This is a genomic window from Pseudomonas veronii, from assembly GCF_001439695.1.
GTDB classification, from domain to species: Bacteria; Pseudomonadota; Gammaproteobacteria; order Pseudomonadales; family Pseudomonadaceae; genus Aquipseudomonas; species Aquipseudomonas veronii.
Map to the genome: position 1 here is coordinate 142,879 of NZ_JYLL01000010.1, position 17,224 is coordinate 160,102.

At 59.6% G+C, this 17,224-nt stretch carries 14 protein-coding genes and 3 pseudogenes; 6 read left to right on the forward strand and 11 right to left on the reverse strand.

Going from position 1 to position 17,224, the window contains the following annotated elements; all coding sequences use genetic code 11:
- Positions 1-22 precede the first annotated feature (22 nt).
- A complete protein-coding gene (locus TU80_RS15225) occupies positions 23-463 on the reverse strand; it encodes a low molecular weight protein-tyrosine-phosphatase (RefSeq protein WP_169850583.1) in 441 nt (146 codons plus the stop codon).
- A gap of 243 nt (positions 464-706) precedes the next feature.
- Between TU80_RS15225 and TU80_RS15230 the strand changes: the two genes are divergently transcribed.
- A complete protein-coding gene (locus TU80_RS15230) occupies positions 707-1,060 on the forward strand; it encodes a phosphomannomutase (RefSeq protein ID WP_232591609.1) in 354 nt (117 codons plus the stop codon).
- Here the strand turns inward: TU80_RS15230 and TU80_RS15235 are convergent.
- Positions 1,047-1,667: a hypothetical protein gene (locus TU80_RS15235; protein WP_046383843.1), complete on the reverse strand. Its 621-nt coding sequence runs from the start codon at positions 1,665-1,667 to the stop codon at positions 1,047-1,049. The two genes, TU80_RS15230 and TU80_RS15235, sit on opposite strands and share 14 nt — an antisense overlap.
- 122 nt (positions 1,668-1,789) lie before the next feature.
- Positions 1,790-2,695: a LysR family transcriptional regulator gene (locus TU80_RS15240; protein ID WP_046383844.1), complete on the reverse strand. Its 906-nt coding sequence runs from the start codon at positions 2,693-2,695 to the stop codon at positions 1,790-1,792.
- Positions 2,696-2,908: 213 nt separating this feature from the next.
- Between TU80_RS15240 and TU80_RS15245 the strand changes: the two genes are divergently transcribed.
- Entirely contained in the window at positions 2,909-3,520 is a 612-nt protein-coding gene (locus TU80_RS15245; protein ID WP_046383845.1) for a cysteine dioxygenase family protein, read from the forward strand.
- On the forward strand, positions 3,517-5,100 hold the full coding sequence (locus TU80_RS15250; RefSeq protein ID WP_057004826.1) for a rhodanese-related sulfurtransferase: 1,584 nt from the start codon (positions 3,517-3,519) through the stop codon (positions 5,098-5,100). The genes TU80_RS15245 and TU80_RS15250 overlap by 4 nt, the downstream gene beginning before the upstream one ends.
- A 28-nt stretch (positions 5,101-5,128) precedes the next feature.
- On the opposite strand, the pseudogene TU80_RS31610 reads toward TU80_RS15250, so the two are convergent.
- From TU80_RS31610 to TU80_RS15290, 8 genes and pseudogenes are all read right to left on the reverse strand, one after another.
- A pseudogene (locus TU80_RS31610) lies at positions 5,129-5,605 on the reverse strand (RHS repeat-associated core domain-containing protein); the annotation flags it as partial.
- 83 nt (positions 5,606-5,688) lie between these two features.
- Positions 5,689-6,162, reverse strand: coding sequence for an SMI1/KNR4 family protein (locus TU80_RS15265; protein WP_057004829.1), 474 nt, complete (start codon positions 6,160-6,162; stop codon positions 5,689-5,691).
- 12 nt (positions 6,163-6,174) lie between these two features.
- Positions 6,175-7,149, reverse strand: a pseudogene (locus TU80_RS15270) (RHS repeat-associated core domain-containing protein); the annotation flags it as partial.
- A 182-nt stretch (positions 7,150-7,331) separates the two neighbouring features.
- Positions 7,332-7,811 carry a competence protein ComJ gene (comJ, locus tag TU80_RS15275; RefSeq protein ID WP_057004831.1) on the reverse strand — a complete coding sequence of 160 codons (480 nt, stop codon included), beginning with the start codon at positions 7,809-7,811 and terminating at the stop codon, positions 7,332-7,334.
- The gene (locus TU80_RS33960; protein WP_420902703.1) at positions 7,811-8,044 is read right to left on the reverse strand and encodes a NucA/NucB deoxyribonuclease domain-containing protein; all 234 of its coding nucleotides are present in this window, start codon (positions 8,042-8,044) and stop codon (positions 7,811-7,813) included. Before TU80_RS33960 ends, comJ begins: the two co-directional genes overlap by 1 nt.
- Positions 8,045-8,161: 117 nt before the next feature.
- Positions 8,162-8,572, reverse strand: a pseudogene (locus tag TU80_RS33965) (RHS repeat-associated core domain-containing protein); the annotation flags it as partial.
- Positions 8,573-8,619: 47 nt separating this feature from the next.
- Entirely contained in the window at positions 8,620-9,027 is a 408-nt protein-coding gene (locus tag TU80_RS15285; protein WP_057004833.1) for an Imm44 family immunity protein, read from the reverse strand.
- Positions 9,028-9,042: 15 nt separating this feature from the next.
- Positions 9,043-13,341: an RHS repeat-associated core domain-containing protein gene (locus tag TU80_RS15290; RefSeq protein ID WP_057004834.1), complete on the reverse strand. Its 4,299-nt coding sequence runs from the start codon at positions 13,339-13,341 to the stop codon at positions 9,043-9,045.
- 286 nt (positions 13,342-13,627) lie between these two features.
- On the opposite strand from TU80_RS15290, the gene TU80_RS15295 reads away from it, so the two are divergent.
- The 3 genes from TU80_RS15295 to TU80_RS15305 all read left to right on the forward strand — a co-directional run bounded on the left by TU80_RS15295 (position 13,628) and on the right by TU80_RS15305 (position 17,204).
- On the forward strand, positions 13,628-14,602 hold the full coding sequence (locus TU80_RS15295) for an ABC transporter substrate-binding protein (protein ID WP_046488508.1): 975 nt from the start codon (positions 13,628-13,630) through the stop codon (positions 14,600-14,602).
- 12 nt (positions 14,603-14,614) lie between these two features.
- A complete protein-coding gene (locus TU80_RS15300; RefSeq protein ID WP_057004835.1) occupies positions 14,615-15,964 on the forward strand; it encodes an LLM class flavin-dependent oxidoreductase in 1,350 nt (449 codons plus the stop codon).
- Between the two features lie 61 nt (positions 15,965-16,025).
- A complete protein-coding gene (locus tag TU80_RS15305) occupies positions 16,026-17,204 on the forward strand; it encodes an acyl-CoA dehydrogenase family protein (RefSeq protein WP_057004836.1) in 1,179 nt (392 codons plus the stop codon).
- The last annotated feature ends 20 nt before the right edge of the window (positions 17,205-17,224 follow it).

Sequence of the window (17,224 nt, forward strand, 5' to 3'; positions counted from 1 at the left end):
CTTAAATAACATTCAAACAACCTCAACCCGCCAACAACTGCGCCCACGCATCCGTCGCTTCCTCAATCAAGCCATACGCTTGTAGAAATGCCGGTTTGCCTTGGCGGTAAGGGTCTTTGATTTCTCTATTGCACTGCCACTTGCCCAGCAGGAATACTTTACCCCGAGCCACCGGCGCGAGTTTGAGCACCTCCTCGATCTGCCACTGTTCCATCACAAGAATCAGGTCCGCTTCACTCACCGCCCCGCTCGTCAATTGCCGTGCCTGGTGGGGCTGAAAAGCATGCCCGTGTTCTTCCAGTACCCGCGAAGCCGTGGCTTCCAGCGGGTGTTGATGCAGCGCCGCCAACCCCGCCGAACTCACCTGTATATCGCTGGAAGCAAGTGCGGCACGCAGTAAATTTTCCGCCATGGGGCTGCGACAAATATTGCCGACACACACAATCAAAATCTTATTAAACACCGCCATCTCCCACGCGCCGCAAAGTACTCATGAGCCAAAGCAAAGAATAAATAACATCAACGCCAGCCAATAGCACCCTGAAACAAGCCAGGCAATTATGTTCACAGGCAATAAGTTTCGACCATCTCTTCAGCCGGACAATAAATAACATAATCGCCTATTGACCGACTAAAAATAACATTCCCTTACTTTTGCGCCTCTTCATAATAAAGTGCCCACCGAGTACAGCAACGAGGCACGGCCATGAAAAGTTCAAAGTTACTGGTAGAGCGTATTGGCCTGTTCCCGTCTTCGGGAAACATTCATGTCAATGTCGACAACTCGACAACGGTGGTTGAGCGAATGCACATGTTATATGCCAGCAACTCTTTAGACTTCGACGAATCCGGTTCCGGGCTGTCCATGGTCTTCGCCGACTGGCGCTTCAAGTTGCAAGTCAGTAATGCCCTGTCCGTCTGCCTGTGCGTAGAGAGCCGTGGCGACCGCCATTTCATGCAAACCAAGACCGACGAGCTACTGGCGAACATCTTCAGCACCGAGGGACGCCCATCAACCGGTATGCCCGTTCAAGACACGCCTCCACTCATTGCGCCTTGATCGGCCCGGAGCCGACGCGCCACGCGGGCTCCTGATGGGCGCGTGACGCCCCGGAGACGCTGACGGCGACATGGTTAAGCAGGTTCTCGGCGTTGTACTTGGGCACCAGCGCACTCAATAACACGACCACTGCCCCAGCGCCGATCAGCGATGGCGACACATTGACCTGCGCGACATCTATTCGCCACAAGAACGTCAGCGCGGCCACCGCGCCCAATAACCCGCCCGCCAGCGCCTCGTTCAGAGGGTGAATGTACGGCGCGACACAATAAGCACTGAACCAACCGGTGGCGATCAATCCGGCGAGCGCCGCGGGCCAGCGCAAGGCCGGGTTGAACTGGCGCGCCACCAAACTCATTGCCACGGTGACCACCAGGCATGTGTTCATGGCGTGGCCACTGAGCACGGCAATATCAAGGTGTTGAAACGAAACGCCCCAGCCCTTGAACAGCAACTTGCTGAACGCCACGATTGAATAAGTGCAAGCGACGGTGATGAGCCATCCCTTGAGCGCCCGCGGCGACGAATAGCGCAGCCACACAGCGATGACCAGCGCGGCCGGAATCATGACGGTAATACCGCCATAGTGTGCGAGTTCTTCGCGCATGAGTGACCCACCTGACCCAGCAATTTTCCGCGCCCATCAGACCTCAGGCCCAGGGAAAACACAACGTTATCTACGGTCAGGTTAAAGCCCTTGCCGCCCGCGCCCCTACACGCCCACAGGGGTCAAGCGGCGTTGCGGATCTTGTGCAAGGCGTCCGCCACCCACTTGCCGAACGCATCCACCGGCCCTTGCAGGTTACCGAGGAAGTGCGGGTAGATCAGCCACAGGTTCATCACCGGCTTGAAGTCCTTGAGCGGCATCACTGCCAGTTGCTCGCGGTGGGCGCTACGCTCCAGCAACGGGCGCGGTACCAGGCCCAGGCCCAGGCCGTCCGCCACCAGGCCCAGTTGCAGCTCGGTGCCGAAGGTTTCCAGGTTCACCCGCAACGCCAGGCCCTGATCGGACAAGGTGCGTTGCAAGCCGGCACGGAAGCCGCAGCCGTCCGGGTTGAGGATCCAGCCGTTCTGGTACACATCGGCCAGCTTGCACGGTTTCTTCGGCAACTGTGCCTTGGCGCAGACCACCACCAACTCCATCTTGCCGATGGATTCACCCACCACGTTGTCCGGGAAAATCTTGCCGGCCGGGAACAACGCCGCCGCCGCATCCAGCTCGCCGCGTTCGATCTTGCCGACCAATTGGCTGCCCCAGCCGGTGGCGACCTGGGCGCGCAGGTCAGGGTATTCGGTGCGCAGGTGCTTGAGCGCATCGAGCAGCACCACGTCGCCGATGGTTTGCGGCACACCGAGGCGCAACAGCCCGGTGGGCGGCGCATCGGTGGCCACCAGTTCGCGCAGGGCATCCATCTCACGCAGGATCAGCCGGCACTGCTCATAGACGCGCGTGCCGATCAGCGTAGGCTTGAGGGGCTTGGTGTTGCGGTCGAACAGCTCCACGCCCAACGCCTGCTCGAAGTTCTGCACACGGCGGGTGATGGCCGGCTGGGTCAGTTGCAACGACTCGGCGGCATGGCTGATGGACTGGCACCGAATCACTTCGACAAAAGCATCGATATCGTCAATTTTCATTTGGGCCGCACATAGAAAACAGTCATTAAGATGTGTGCGAAGCATAGTTGCAGGCACGTTTTCTGGATAGCCCGGGCTGTGTTCGATAACGTCTAACACTATGCAGAGCGGTTCTAAATCACCTTCAGCTATAAGCTAATCATTAAAAAATAGCATATTAACTACAAACATTATGCTTAGATAAACCGATCAACAGTAGCCGATGGAAGTGTCATGACCCAGGCCAAGCACCCCGAAAGACTCAGGGCCTTCATAGGCGCCCTGGCGGAATTGATCGACGCTAATCCACGCGAAGGCGACCTGTTGCACCGTGGCGGCAAGCTGCTCGCGCAACTGGTCAGCCATGACGACTGGCTCCCCGACGAATACGCCCAACCCGACCCCGAGCGCTACCAGCAATTTTTGCTGCATGCCGATTCGCGCCAGCGCTTCAGCATCGTCAGTTTCGTATGGGGGCCGGGGCAAAGCACGCCGATTCATGACCATCGGGTCTGGGGCCTGATCGGCATGCTGCGCGGTTCGGAATTCTCCCAAGGCTTCGCGCGGGCCACCGACGGGCGCCTGGTCGCCGCGGGCCAGCCGATCCAACTGGTGCCGGGCCAGGTCGAGGCCGTGTCGCCCAAGGTCGGCGATATCCATCAGGTCAGCAATGCTCACCCCGATCAGGTGTCGATCAGCATTCATGTGTACGGCGCCAATATCGGTGCCGTGCGCCGCGCGGTGTACCAGCCTGACGGCAGCGAAAAACTGTTTATCTCCGGTTATTCCAACGCCTTTCTCCCGAACATCTGGGACTTGTCCAAAGAAAAGAGCCCTGCCCTATGAGCACCGTATCGCACCGCAGCTTTGCCCAGATTCGCCAGGCCCTGTTGGACCGCGAAGAAGTCGCCTTGTTGGACGTGCGCGAAGAAGCGCCGTTTGCCGAATCCCACCCACTGTTCGCCGCGAACATCCCGCTGTCCAAGCTGGAACTGGAGGTGTACTCGCGCATCCCGCGGCGCGATACCCAGGTGACGGTCTACGACAACGGCGAAGGGCTCGCCAGCCGCGCCGCCGAGCGCCTGGTTGCGCTGGGCTACACCGCGGTCAGCCTGTTGGAGGGCGGCCTGGACGGTTGGCGCAACGCCGGTGGCGAGCTGTTTATCGACGTCAACGTGCCGAGCAAGGCCTTCGGCGAGTTGGTGGAGAGTGAGCGCCACACGCCGTCCCTGGCTGCCGAAGAGGTGCAGGCCCTGCTCGACAGCCAGGCCGATGTGGTGGTGCTCGACGCCCGCCGCTTCGACGAATACCAGACCATGAGCATCCCCACCGGCATCAGCGTGCCCGGCGCCGAGCTGGTGTTGCGCGCCCGTGAGCTGGCGCCGGACCCGGCCACCCGCGTCATCGTCAACTGCGCCGGGCGCACCCGCAGCATTATCGGCACCCAGTCGCTGATCAATGCCGGCGTGGCCAACCCCGTGTCGGCCCTGCGCAATGGCACCATCGGCTGGACGCTGGCCGGGCAGACACTCGCCCACGGCCAGTCGCGCCGCTTTGCGCCGACCGGCGAAGCCCATCGCCAGCTCGCCGCCCAGGATGCGCGCCGAGTGGCCGACCGGGCCCGCGTCGGCCGCGCAAGCCTGGCCGACCTGCAACGCTGGCAACAGGACACGACGCGCACCACTTACCTGTTCGATGTACGCACCCCGGAAGAATTCGACACCGGCCACCTGCCCGGCGCCCGTTCCACCCCGGGCGGCCAACTGGTCCAGGAAACCGACCATGTCGCCAGCGTGCGCGGTGCGCGATTGGTGCTGGCCGATGACGACGGTGTGCGGGCGAATATGTCTGCGTCCTGGCTGGCCCAACTGGGCTGGGAAGTGCATGTGCTGGATGACCTGCAACCGGCACACTTCAGTGAAACCGGCGCCTGGATCGCCCCGGTGCCCGCCGCGCCCCAGGCCGAACTGATCAGCCCGCAGACCCTGGCCGAGTGGCAGGCCCATGGCGACACCGTGGTGCTGGACTTCACCGCCAGCGCCAACTACGTCAAGCGCCACATCCCCGGCGCCTGGTGGGCCCTGCGCGCGCAACTGCCGCAAGCCCTGGCCAAGGTGCCGAACGCCGAGCGCTACGTCCTGACCTGCGGCAGCAGCCAACTGGCACACCTGGCCGTGGCCGAAGTCGAAGCCCTCACCGGCAAACACGTGTTCCTGCTGCAAGACGGCACCGCCGGCTGGATCGCCGCCCAACTGCCGCTGGAAGCAGGTGAAACCCGCCTGGCCTCGCCGCGCATCGACCGCTACCGCCGGCCGTATGAAGGCACCGACAATCCCAAGGAAGCCATGCAGGCCTATCTGGATTGGGAGTTTGGACTGGTGGAGCAATTGGCTCGGGATGGGACACATGGGTTTTATGTGATCTGAGTCTGCCATCAGCGCGGGCTGCGTGTGCATAGGTCATTTTCACCAGCGTTTCGCGCCCGTTCTTCTGGCTGCGTACTTCGATCAAGCGGTGTTCAGCGTCGTAGGCAAAATGTTGCAAACCCCGTGCGGCGCTGCGTTTTTCGATCAGTCGGCCAAAGCCGTCATAGCGGTAACGCTTGTCCTGATAGGTCAGCAGTTTGTTATGCCGTACCCATCCGCCCCTTACTTGCGGACCGTCGAGTAGGTTGGCGGCGGCGTCGTAGGCAAAGGTTTCGCGCTGGCCTTGTACGTTGTCCTCGCTGGCGATGATTCGAGCGGTCGCGTCGTAATGCAGTAACTGGTGCTGGCTCCCTTCCCGGCGGCCGATCAGGTTGTCGGCCGGGTCGTATTCGAAGTTCTTTTGGTGGGGCGGCGGCAGTTGCCAGGGCTGGCCGGTGGGGCTGCGTTTGCGCTGGCGCAGGCGGCGGCGGCCGTAGTAGAGGCGATTGAGCCAGCGGCCGTCGGGCGGGGGCCCTCAGAGGCAGAACACGAGCGCCTGCTATGATCCCGCTAGGTGGAACGGTTTTTTGAGAGAACCTGTAGTTGTACTTATTCCTCGTCGACATCTTCCTCATCAATCAGCCCCTGAACGAATTTGAGGAAATTTGAGCAAATGGGTTTTTCGGATTCAGCATGGTTTTCTTCAGAGCTGAGGTCGCTATCAAACGTATCAGTTGTGAAATAACTGACTGTCCCGGTATCGAGATTCAGGCAAAAAAAGTTGCCGCCCCAATCGTTCGCGAAAGGTAGGAGGTGTGCAGGAATAACCTTTTTTTCCAGCATTAACTGATAAGTGGATAGCACCGTGGATTCGCCATCCGAAATCGGCTTGAAAACGGACACTTCTACGGGCTCTTCAAAGTCTTCATCTTGCCAATAAGTTCGTTCAGGGGTGCCGCCGTTGTATTTGAGGTAGTGATTTCGGAAGGGCGGCGGCAGCGTCTTGCCGATAGCAGACTCCAAGTGGTCCAAGTCTGCTGCGGTGATAGCTGAGCTACTACCTGAGAATTTGTTTTCGATCATCGTTATCTCCAATCATGAGCAGCGCCCAGGTTTGAGTTTGTTTTTGGGGATTTTGTTCGCCAGCCAACCCTTTTTGGAGGCCGCAAGGACTGCTTCGCCTTTGTCGTAGTTAACCTTGAAGTGTTTTTCGAACTGCGTGACCGATCCGCCATGCGGGAACGAGGCTTCATGGGCAGAGGTTTTGACCAACTGCATGGTCGTTGTACCCGTTTTGGGGTTGAAGTCATCAACATGGTGCCAGGTGTAGCCCGTTGCAGCGCTTTTGGGAATGCCTGCCTCTTTGAAGGCTTGGGTGAAATCTCGCGTTCTGCGGCCTTGCATCTTGATGGTAACGATATTTCGTTGTGAGCCTGTGGTTGGGAAGAGGTCACTGCCGCCAGTAAAGTCCACCCCTGCATACGCCCAGCCCCATGGATCGGCCCATCCAATTGGGTTTGGCGCGTATTGGTAAAGATTGAGGCCTCCTTCCAACCCAATCGGATCCGGCGTCGTAAACCGCCCCACATCCGGGTCATAAAACCTGAACGTGTTGTAGTGCAGCCCCGTCTCCCGATCCAGATACTGCCCCTGAAATCGCAGGTTTTGCTCTTCAATGTAATAAGGTTCACGCACCTCCTCCAGCGTGTTACCCCACACCCGATAAGTCGCGCGCCAGACGTTGTGCCCGTCGCCTTCGGTCAATTGTTCCGGCAAGCCGTTGAGGTCGTTGTGGTAGTAGCGGATTTTTTGCAGCGGGCCAATGCCGTCGACTCGCGCTAAGGGTTCGTAGCCTTCGTCTTCGTAGACGTACAGGCTTGTTTGACTGTGTTTATGTTCCTGCAACAACCGCAGGCCATCCCACATGAACCGCGTCTCGCCCGGCGGATAGCCGTCGCGGCCATGCTCGGTTTTTTTAACGCGTCGGCCCAGCGGGTTATAGGTCATCCTGACCACGCTGCCGTTTTCATTGCGGACTTCAATCAGTCGGCTTTCGGCGTTGTAGCCATAGCCCACGAGTACTTCACGGCGTTGATCGGTATAAAAACGCTCGATGCGAGTGACGCCTTACCTCGCACTGAACACCGCGCTGCCTAATGTAATAGAGCCTATGTCGATGGGTCGACCCTGTTCGTCGGTGTAGACAATAGTCTCGCCGCTTTCGGGATGAGGCTGGGTCTCAACACAAACCTTTAACGAAGTCCTTCCACTAGTATCTGGTCTTTCTCCCCACCCCAAGGGTCATCCAGTAGATACTTGGCTGGAACTTTTCCCTCGGATGGAATCAGCGTGATCTTGTAAAAAATCTCGTCGCCTTCGCAGACCTCGAAATACAACGCATAGTCACGTTTTTCTAGATCAAGCTCGACTTTGAATTTCTCAGCGGCGGATGAAATTTCCACATGATTGGGATCTGTCACATGAAACGGTACGACAATGCACCGCTGGGCGGTTTCATCAAGATCGAAATCGCTTGCCAGTTTTAGATGTATGTTCGCACCGAATGCGTCTTCGGGAATAGGGTCAAACACAACATAGTCGTTATGAACAACGGCACCTTGCTCCAGATTAACCTTACCCCATTGGCTTGAAGCCTCGTCAAAGGGGCGTGAGCGAAATTGAACTTGGCTGTGGGATATTAGTAGATCCACAGATTGATCTTTATTTGTCATCAGTAAACCTCGAGTTTAACTCTGGTCCCATTGGGTAGGTCGGATAGGGCATTGCCAATGCTCGAGCCAGCACCCCGATTATCGCTAGGACCGATGTACTTGACGCTGGCGCCACTACCACCTTCTTTGAACATTGCCATCGGCCATTCATCTCGATCCTTGTCTGTCTTGGTTTTTATATCTTTCAAGCTGAGTTTGCGGTTGAGCTTAGCGGCGTCGCGTTGAATGGTCACAATGTAGGGGTGGCCTTTCTTAATTGCACCATCAATATGACCGAATGTCTGCGGGTACTCCGAACGCTTCAATCTCAGCTTGTAGTCGTACTGTTTTGACCGGGTTTTGCTCAGCGTACAGCCGGCAAGGCCTAGAGGGTCCAGCCAGGTGAATGGGTTCAAAACGAACGCGTACAAATTGAATCCACCCGCCAACCCAATCGGATCAGGCGTCGTAAACCGCCCCACATCTGGATCATAAAACCTGAACGTATTGAAATGCAGCCCCGTCTCCCGATCCAGATACTGTCCCTGAAATCGCAGGTTCTGCTCTTCGATAAAGTAAGGCTCACGTACCTCTTCTACCGCATTCCCCCACACCTGATACCGCGCCCGCCACACCGTTTTCCCGTCGGCTTCGGTCAACTGTTCCGGCAACCCATTCAAGTCGTTGTGGTAGTAGCGCACGCTCTGGTGTTCGCCCATGCCATCAACCTGGGCCAGCGGTGTATAGCCATCGTCCTCATAAAGATACAGGCTGGTTTGAGCGCAATGGGGTTCAAATGCTCGGGTGATCCCCGTTCAATCGTTAAATTTCAAGCGGTCCATTCTTTTTCGGAACACCATTGCTGCACATCCGCGATCAGCTGTGCTGAAACCGGTTGCAGATCGGGGAGTTTTTTTTCGTACTTTTTAATGCTCTCAACAAAAAACTTAATGAACGCAGCACCTATTAATCTGCGCTGGGCGGCCTTATCTTTTTTCAATGAAATGAAGTCTTCCTCATCCATAGCGATATCCAGCCCGAACATCTTGTCTTTGGCGTAGTAACGACAAAATGTTTGTCTTTTCAGATCCTTCGGCAAGCATCGCAGGCAGACCACCAGTTCCCAGTCGAGTGAGGGGTACTTTTTTTCAAGAATCTTACTCAAGCTATTTAGCTCGTCACTGATTTCAAAGACTTTTGTCCAGCTCGGTGAGTCAGATGTTGTATCTATTCGCATAAAGCAATCCTCAAGTCAGTGTCTGCATTTGTTACCCGGAGGCAGCTTACCTCGGCGTTTGAAATATTTTCCGATCTTTAACCTTTCCCATATCTGCAGGTTGCCCTTCGCTGGGGCAGCCATAATGCGTTTGTACGCAAGGTTTTTATCTTTAAGCCACTTATATGTATATCGCCTGTTCGGGTTGATGGTTTCCCCGACCTTCCACACTTCGCCTTTTTTCAAATAGACTTGGCCTACTGGCTTTTTAAAACCCCACTCCATTTCATCATAAAAGCCGTTCTTCTTCGCAATCAGATAATATAGTTCGGGAGCTAGCCCCCATGGATCAATCCAGGATATTGGATTCGGGGCGTACTGGTAAAAATTGACGCCTCCATCCAATCCAATCGGATCAGGCGTCGTAAACCGCCCCACATCCGGATCATAAAACCTGAACGTATTGAAATGCAGCCCCGTCTCCCGATCCAGATACTGTCCCTGAAATCGCAGGTTCTGCTCTTCAATGTAATAAGGCTCACGCACCTCCTCCAGCGTATTGCCCCACACCCGATAAGTCGCGCGCCAGACGTTGTGCCCGTCGCCTTCGGTCAATTGTTCCGGCAAGCCGTTAAGGTCGTTGTGGTAGTAGCGGATTTTTTGCAGCGGGCCGATGCCGTCGACTCGCGCTAAGGGTTCGTAGCCTTCGTCTGCGTAGACGTAAAGGCTGGTCTGGCTGTGTTTATGCTCCTGCAACAAACGCAGGCCATCCCAGGTGAATCGGGTTTCTCCCAGCGCATAACCCCGGCTGTCGTGTTCGGTTTTGGTGATGCGTCGACCGAGCGGGTCGTAGGTCATGTTCACCAGCGTTTCGCGCCCGTTCTTCTGGCTGCGTACTTCGATCAAGCGGTGTTCAGCGTCGTAGGCAAAGCGCTGCAAACCCCGTGCGGCGCTGCGTTTTTCGATCAGTCGGCCAAAGCCGTCGTAGCGGTAACGCTTGTCCTGGTAGGTCAGCAGTTTGTTATGCACCACCAGCCCGGCGCCGGTTTGCGGGCCGTCGAGCAGGTTGGCGGCCGCGTCGTAGGCGAAGGTTTCGCGCTGGCCGCGCAGGTTGTCCTGGCTGGCGATGATGCGGCCGGTGGCGTCGTAGTGCAGCAGTTGGCGATGTTGCGCGGCGGGTTGCTGGTCGAGTTTGCCGATCAGGTTGTCGGCGGGGTCGTACTCGAAGTGTTTTTGTGTGGCCGCCGGCATCAACGAGGGCTGGCTGGCGTGGCGGCGCTGGCGTGCGCGCAGGCGGCCGCTGCGGTCGTATTCGCTGCGGGTGCTGAGTTGGCCTTGGGTGCGCAGCACTTCGCGGTGCAGGCGGTCGCGTTCGAAGTCGCTGATGACCTGGCCGTCGAGGTTGAGCTGGTGCAGGTGGCCGCTGCCATAGTAGAGGCGATTGAGCCAGCGGCCGTCGGGCAGTTGGGTTTGGATCAGGTTGCCGAGTTCGTCGTAGTGATGGTGCAGATTGCCCGCTGAACTTTGTTCGGCAAGCAACTGGCCAAGGGCGTCGTAAGCGAAACCAAGAGCCTGGGTATTGCCCTGCAAGTCGCTGAAGGTGACGGCGGTTAGCTGGTCCACCGCATCGTAGCTGTAGTCGGTGCGGCCATCGTCGGTGGTCTTGGCAATCAACCGGCCAACCACATCGCGCTCCAGCCTATGAACGATGGGGGGCGCTGGCATCTCGGGAACCACCGCCAAGCCATTGCCATAAGGCGCCGCAACGGCGGTCACTGCCGTGATGTTATCCAGCCGGTCGTAGGTGTAGCGCTTGGCGCTGCCGTCGAGGTCTTGTTGTTGGGTCAGCCGATCCCCGGCATCCCACGCGAACCGATAGCTTTCGCCGTTCTCGTTGACCAGCGCTTGCAGCCGCCCATAGCTGTCATAGCCGAATTGCACCTGCCGGCCATGGGCGTCGGTGCGCTGGCGTACCTGACCGCGACGGTTGTGCTGGTAGAGCGTGGTGTGCCCGGCCGGGTCGGTGTAGCCCACCAACTGACCGCTGACATCGCGCTGATAGCGCTCAATGCGTCCGTCCGGCAGTTGGCTGCTGAGCAAACGCCCGTTGGCGTCATAGCTGAATTGAGTGCGTTCGCCGAGGGCGTCGGTGATGACCTGCAAATAGCCGCGCTCGTCGTAGCGAAAGCGCGTGGGGTAGCCCGAGCAATCGACATGCTCGACCAGTTGCCCGAACGGGTTCCAGCGCAGCTTTTTACTTTTGCCGGTGGCGTCGATGATTTCCACTGCTTGGCCAAAGCGGTCGTATCGATAGCGCGTTATCTGACCAAGTGGATCGATTTCGCTGACGCAGTTGCCGCGCGGGTCGTACCGGTATTGCCAAACCTGTCCGGCGGCATCGGTTTCCACCAATGGCAGCGACCAATGCTCCAGCCACACGGTGGATTCGATACGCCCCAGCGGATCTTGCGTCTCGCACAGGTTGCCGGACTCGTCGTAACCGAACGTCCACTGACCGCCCTGAGGGTCGGTGGCGCCGAGCAACTGGCGCTCGTCATTCCAGTCGAATTGCCAGGTTTGGCCGAGGTTGTCGGTGTACTCGGTGATCTGGTACTGGGCATTCCACCGACGGGTGCTGACCCGTTGCAAACCATCGGTAATCTGCGTGATCCCAGCGTGTAGGTCATAGTCGAACTGGTAGTCGTCGCCCTCGTCGGTCCAGTGTCGGACCACGCGCCATTCGGCGTCTTCCACACAGGCCCACTGGTAATAGCAACGCAGTCCGGTGGGCCGTTGGTGCTCGACCATGCGCTGGCCGCTGTCGTAGGCAAAGCGGCGCTGCACATGCCCGGCAGCATCGCGAACTTCGGTCAGGTCGCCAGCGGCATCGTAGTGGTAGCTGACTAACACTTCGCGGCTGTGATCGGGGAACAGGCGGTCAATCTGCCCGACCCGGCCGGGCCATTGCAGGCTGTAGCCCAGTTCGAGTCGTACATCATTGAAGGAATCGCGTAACTGGCTCAGGCGACCTTGGGCGTCGTAGTCGAGGAGGATGCGGTTGTCATTGCGGTCCCCCAACTGGCTCAGCCGCAGGTGCAACGGGTTGCCTGGCGTTGGTTCGAACAGCCGATAAATACCGTCGACGCTTTCAATCAGCACCTGCCCGTTGACATGGCGCCGCACGCTCAGGCCTTCGCCCGCGCTGAACACCGCGCCGCCCAAGGGGATCACGCCCATATCGATCTGCCGGGCCTGCTCGTCGGTGTAGATCAGGCGCTCGCCGCCCTCAGCAAGCCCTCCTATCTCGAGGAAAACCTCGTAGATCACACTCCAACCGGAGCCGAACAGGCCATCGCGGCGTTCGTCCCGACTGCTGTAGTAGCGCTGCCACTCGATCGGCAACAGGCCAGGCAGGGTGAAGTCCAAGTCGTCCTCACCGTCGAGAATTTTCGCCCCCGTGGCGCTGTGTACCGGGTTGGGCGAACCGGCGACCGCCGAGGTAATGGCATTGCTTACCTGGCCGCTGCCCCACGACACCAGCCCGCTCACCACCATGCACGGCAGCTTGCTGAAAAACTTCGCGCCACCGCCGCGCAACGTCAGCAGCGCCGTCACCGCCAGCCCGACACCGGGCGTCTTGCCGCTGCGAATCTCGCGGACGACGATCGGGGCGCCGCCGATGATCACATTCGGCGAAACCTGCGCCGTCCCAACCTTGGCCTCGCACGTGCTGCGATCCCCACTGCGCACGGCGGGCTGGCCGTTGATAAATACGCGACTGGAACCCTCGGCCATGTACTGCTCTGGCATCGGCGGGTGTTTATCGCAGTCGACTTTATCGCCAGGACAAGGCACGGCGCCCAAGGCCGGCGTAGCGACTGTCGGGCGCCATAGCTGAGAGAAAAAGCCTTCAGCGATATCCAGATAAGTAGGCTCACCCTCTGGCGCTGCGATTACATCCGAGATCTTGCCAGCCGCCCGCGCCGCGGGTTTGCCGTTGATGAATACGTTGGGCGAGCCGCTGCTGATAAAGGCGTCGATGACGGGAGGAAACAGGGCATTGGCGAAAGACTCACATAATCGTGAGAGGCCTTTATCCGCGCCGGTTTTGCTCATGCCGACGCCGACCACCGCACCCACCACGGCGCCGAGTACAACGCAGCCGAGGCCGCCAGTCGCCACGGTGACACCCGTCGCCGCAACCACCGCCGCTGTCGCCAATGCGGTCACGGCCACATTGGCGGCAATCTCCAGAACTCCGCCTAAAACGTCGGCCAGCATGGAACTGTGCAGAAGCGCATCGCCCTCGCGGGCGGCCCAAGGCGTGTCAGTCATGCGCAACGATCCGTGTTTGAAAAAGACCCGGATCAAATCACGCGGTGGTTGCCTTGCTCAGGTGAGACTTTCCGATGCGCTCGTAGGAATACTCCGAATCAGCAGCCAAACTAAATGCATCAAAGGAATAATCATAAACCAGATAATCAGTTATTTTAATAATTACCATATAACCAAAAAGAACTTCACAGCAGGTTTTTATGGGAATAACGTTAACCCCTCACCGACCCCTTCTCCAGGCGGAGGTAGCCGAACCCTTTCTTGATCTGCCTGGAGCCTGTATCCCATGGTCTTTGCCTCCCCGTTCAAACGCCTGCTCCTGGGCACCGCACTGGCCTTCGGCCTGAGCACCGGCGCCCATGCCGCCGACCTGCAACCGCTGCGGGTGGCCAATCAGAAATCGACGATCAAGGCGCTGCTGGAAGTCTCCGGCGAAGCCAAGAATGTGCCCTATGAAATCCAGTGGGCGGAATTTCCGTCCGCCTCGCCGCTGGGTGAAGCCTTGAATGCTGGCGCCGTGGATATCGGTGCGCTGGGCGATGCACCGTATGTGTTCGCCCTCGGTGCCGGTGCAGCGCTCAAGGTGGTCAGCATCATCCACGCCGACGGGCGTAGCACCACCGCCCTGCTGGTGCCGAAGGACTCACCCATCAAGACCGTGGCGGACCTCAAAGGCAAGCGCATCGTGACAGGCCGTGGCTCCATCGGGCATTACCTGGCGATCAAGGCCCTGGCCAGCGCCGGCCTGACCACCCAGGACGTGCAGTTCATTTTCCTGCTGCCCAGCGAATCGCGCCTGGTGCTGGACAATGGCAGCGCCGATGCCTGGTCGACCTGGGACCCCTACACCACCGTGGTCACCTCACAAAGCCAGGCGCGGATTGTGGCCAGCGGCAACACGCTGTTGAGCAATCACCTGTACCTCGCGGCAACCAGCCAGGCCATCAGCGAAAAACGCGCGCAGCTCGACGACTTTGTCGCACGCGTCGACCGCGCCTACGCCTGGGCCAATACGCACCCCAACGAATACGCCGCCGCCCAGAGCAAAATCACCGGGCTGCCGCTGGCCGTGCATGTGGCCGTGGCCAAAGAAACCCACCTGACCCCGGTACTGATTGACGACGCCGTGATCAGCGGCCTGCAAGCGACCGCCGACACCTACCAACAAGAAGGCCTGCTGCCCCGGCACATCGACGTGTCGCAGGGTTTCGACAAGAGCTTTAACGCCAAGCGTGCCCCCCAAAACCAAGCATCGCGTTAACAGGAGCAGAACATGAGCAAGCCACGTCAATTGAAACTCGGCGCCATGGTCCACGGTGTCGGCCACGGCTGGGGCGAATGGCGCCACCCACAGGCGCAACCGAATGCCAGTACGAATTTTGCGTTCTACAAACAGCAGACTGAACTGGCCGAAACCGCCAAGTTCGACTTCGTGTTCATCGCCGACAGCCTGCACATCCATACCAAATCCAGCCCGCATTACCTCAACCGGTTCGAACCGCTGACCATCCTCTCGGCCCTGGCCGCGTTGACCACGCATATCGGCCTGGTCGCCACCGTCACCGTCAGCTACACCGAGCCCTACCAGGTCGCACGTCAGTTCGCCTCGCTGGACCACATCAGCGGCGGCCGCGCCGGCTGGAACGTAGTCACCTCGTGGCTGAGCGGCACCGCCGATAACTTCGGCAAGGCCGAGCACCCGCCGCATGCGGTGCGCTATCGCATCGCCAGGGAACACCTGAATGTGGTCAAGGGGTTGTGGGACTCCTGGGAAGACGACGCCTTTGCCTACAACAAGCAAAGCGGTGAGTTCTTCACCCCGCACAAACTGCACACGCTGAATCACCAGGGCGAGTTTTTCTCGGTGAAAGGCCCGCTCAACATCGCCCGTTCACGCCAGGGCCAGCCGGCGATTTTCCAGGCCGGCACCTCAGAGGACGGGCGCAACTTCGCCGCCGAGCATGCTGATGCGATCTTTGTACATGTCGACAGCATCGAAGACGGCCTGGCCTACACCCAAGACCTCAAACGCCGCGCCACAGGCTTCGGCCGCGACGCCGACAGCCTGTCGATCCTGCCGGGTATCCGCCCGATTGTCGGCCGCGACGCCGCCGAAGTGGAACGCCGCTATCAGCAGGCAGTGGACCTGGTGACCGTGGAAGATGCGATTGTCGCCCTCGGTCGCCCGTTCAACGACCATGACTTCAGCCAGTACTCGCTGGACGAACCGTTCCCCGAGTTGGGCGAGCTGGGTTCCAACAGCCAGAAAGGCGGCTCCGACCACATCAAGCAACTGGCCCGGGACAAAGGCCTGACCCTGCGCGAAGTGGCCTTGCATTTCTCGCGGCCCAAGCGTGATTTTGTCGGCACCCCGGAGCACGTCGCCGATACGATCCAGACCTGGTTCGAGACCGGCGCCAGCGATGGTTTCATCGTCAATTCGGTGCTGCCCGATGGCTTGCAATACTTCACCGAACGGGTGGTGCCACTGCTGCAACAGCGCGGCCTGTTCCGCAGCGAATACAGCGGCCAGACCCTGCGCGACAACCTCGGCCTGGACGTACCGGCCAACCGCTACAGCGTCGCCGCCGAGGTCGAAGCACAGCAGGAGGCATTGGCATGAGCGAACCCCTCCACATCGGGGAGCCAGCCCGCTGCCCGATTTCTGACCGAGTCCATGCATCATGACGTCATCCTCGCCACCGTCCTTGCGCGCCGTGGAAGTCGCCAACTTCGACGCCCTGCTCGACCGTCTCAGCGCCGAACTGGCCGGCAGCGCTCAGCTTTTCGACGAGAGCGGCGCCTTCCCCCACGCCAACTTCAAACGGCTGCATGAACACGGCCTGCTCGCCCTCACCGTGCCCAAGGCCCTCGGTGGCGGCGGCGCCAGCCTGGCCCAGGCACGCAAAGCCATCAGCGCGATTGCCAAGGGCGAACCCTCTACCGCGCTGATCCTGGTGATGCAGTACCTGCAACACACGCGCCTGCAAGACAGCAAAACCTGGCCCGCGCACCTGCGTGTAAAAGTCGCCGAAGACGCGGTACGCCACGGTGCGTTGATCAACGCGCTGCGCGTCGAGCCGGACCTCGGCACCCCCGCCCGCGGCGGCCTGCCGGCGACCACCGCGGTGCGCAGCCCTGAAGGCTGGCGCATCAGCGGGCGCAAGCTCTACTCCACCGGCAGCCACGGCCTGAGCTGGTTCAGCGTGTGGGCGCGCAGTGACGATGCCGACCCGCTGGTAGGCGCCTGGCTGGTCCCCAAAAACAGCCCCGGCATAAGCATCATCGACAGCTGGGACCACCTGGGCATGCGCGCTACCTGTAGCCATGACGTGGTGTTCGACAACGTGCTGGTGCCGCTCGACCACGCCGTCAGCGTCAGCCCCTGGAGCGCACCGCAGCCGGAACTGGATGCCGAGGGGTTGCTGTGGATGTCAGTGCTGCTGTCGTCGGTGTATGACGCCGTGGCCCAGGCCGCGCGCGATTGGCTGGTGAACTGGCTGCAAACGCGCCAGCCGTCCAACCTCGGCGCCGCGCTGGCGACATTGCCGCGTTTCCAGGAAACCGTCGGGCATATCGACACCCTGCTGTTTGCCAACCGCAGCCTGCTCGACGCCGCCGCCGAAGGGCATACCCCGGCCGGCAATGCGGCGCAGTTAAAGTACCTGGTGACCGGCAACGCGATCCGCGCCGTGGAGCTGGCGATCGAAGCCTCGGGCAACCCCGGTCTGTCCCGCCACAGCCCGCTGCAGCGCCACTACCGCGACGTGTTGTGCAGCCGCGTCCATACCCCGCAGAACGATGCCGTGCTGCAAGGCGTCGGCAAGGCGGCCTTCGCCCAATGGCAGAAGGAACGCACATGAGCCCGCTGATTATTGCCAGC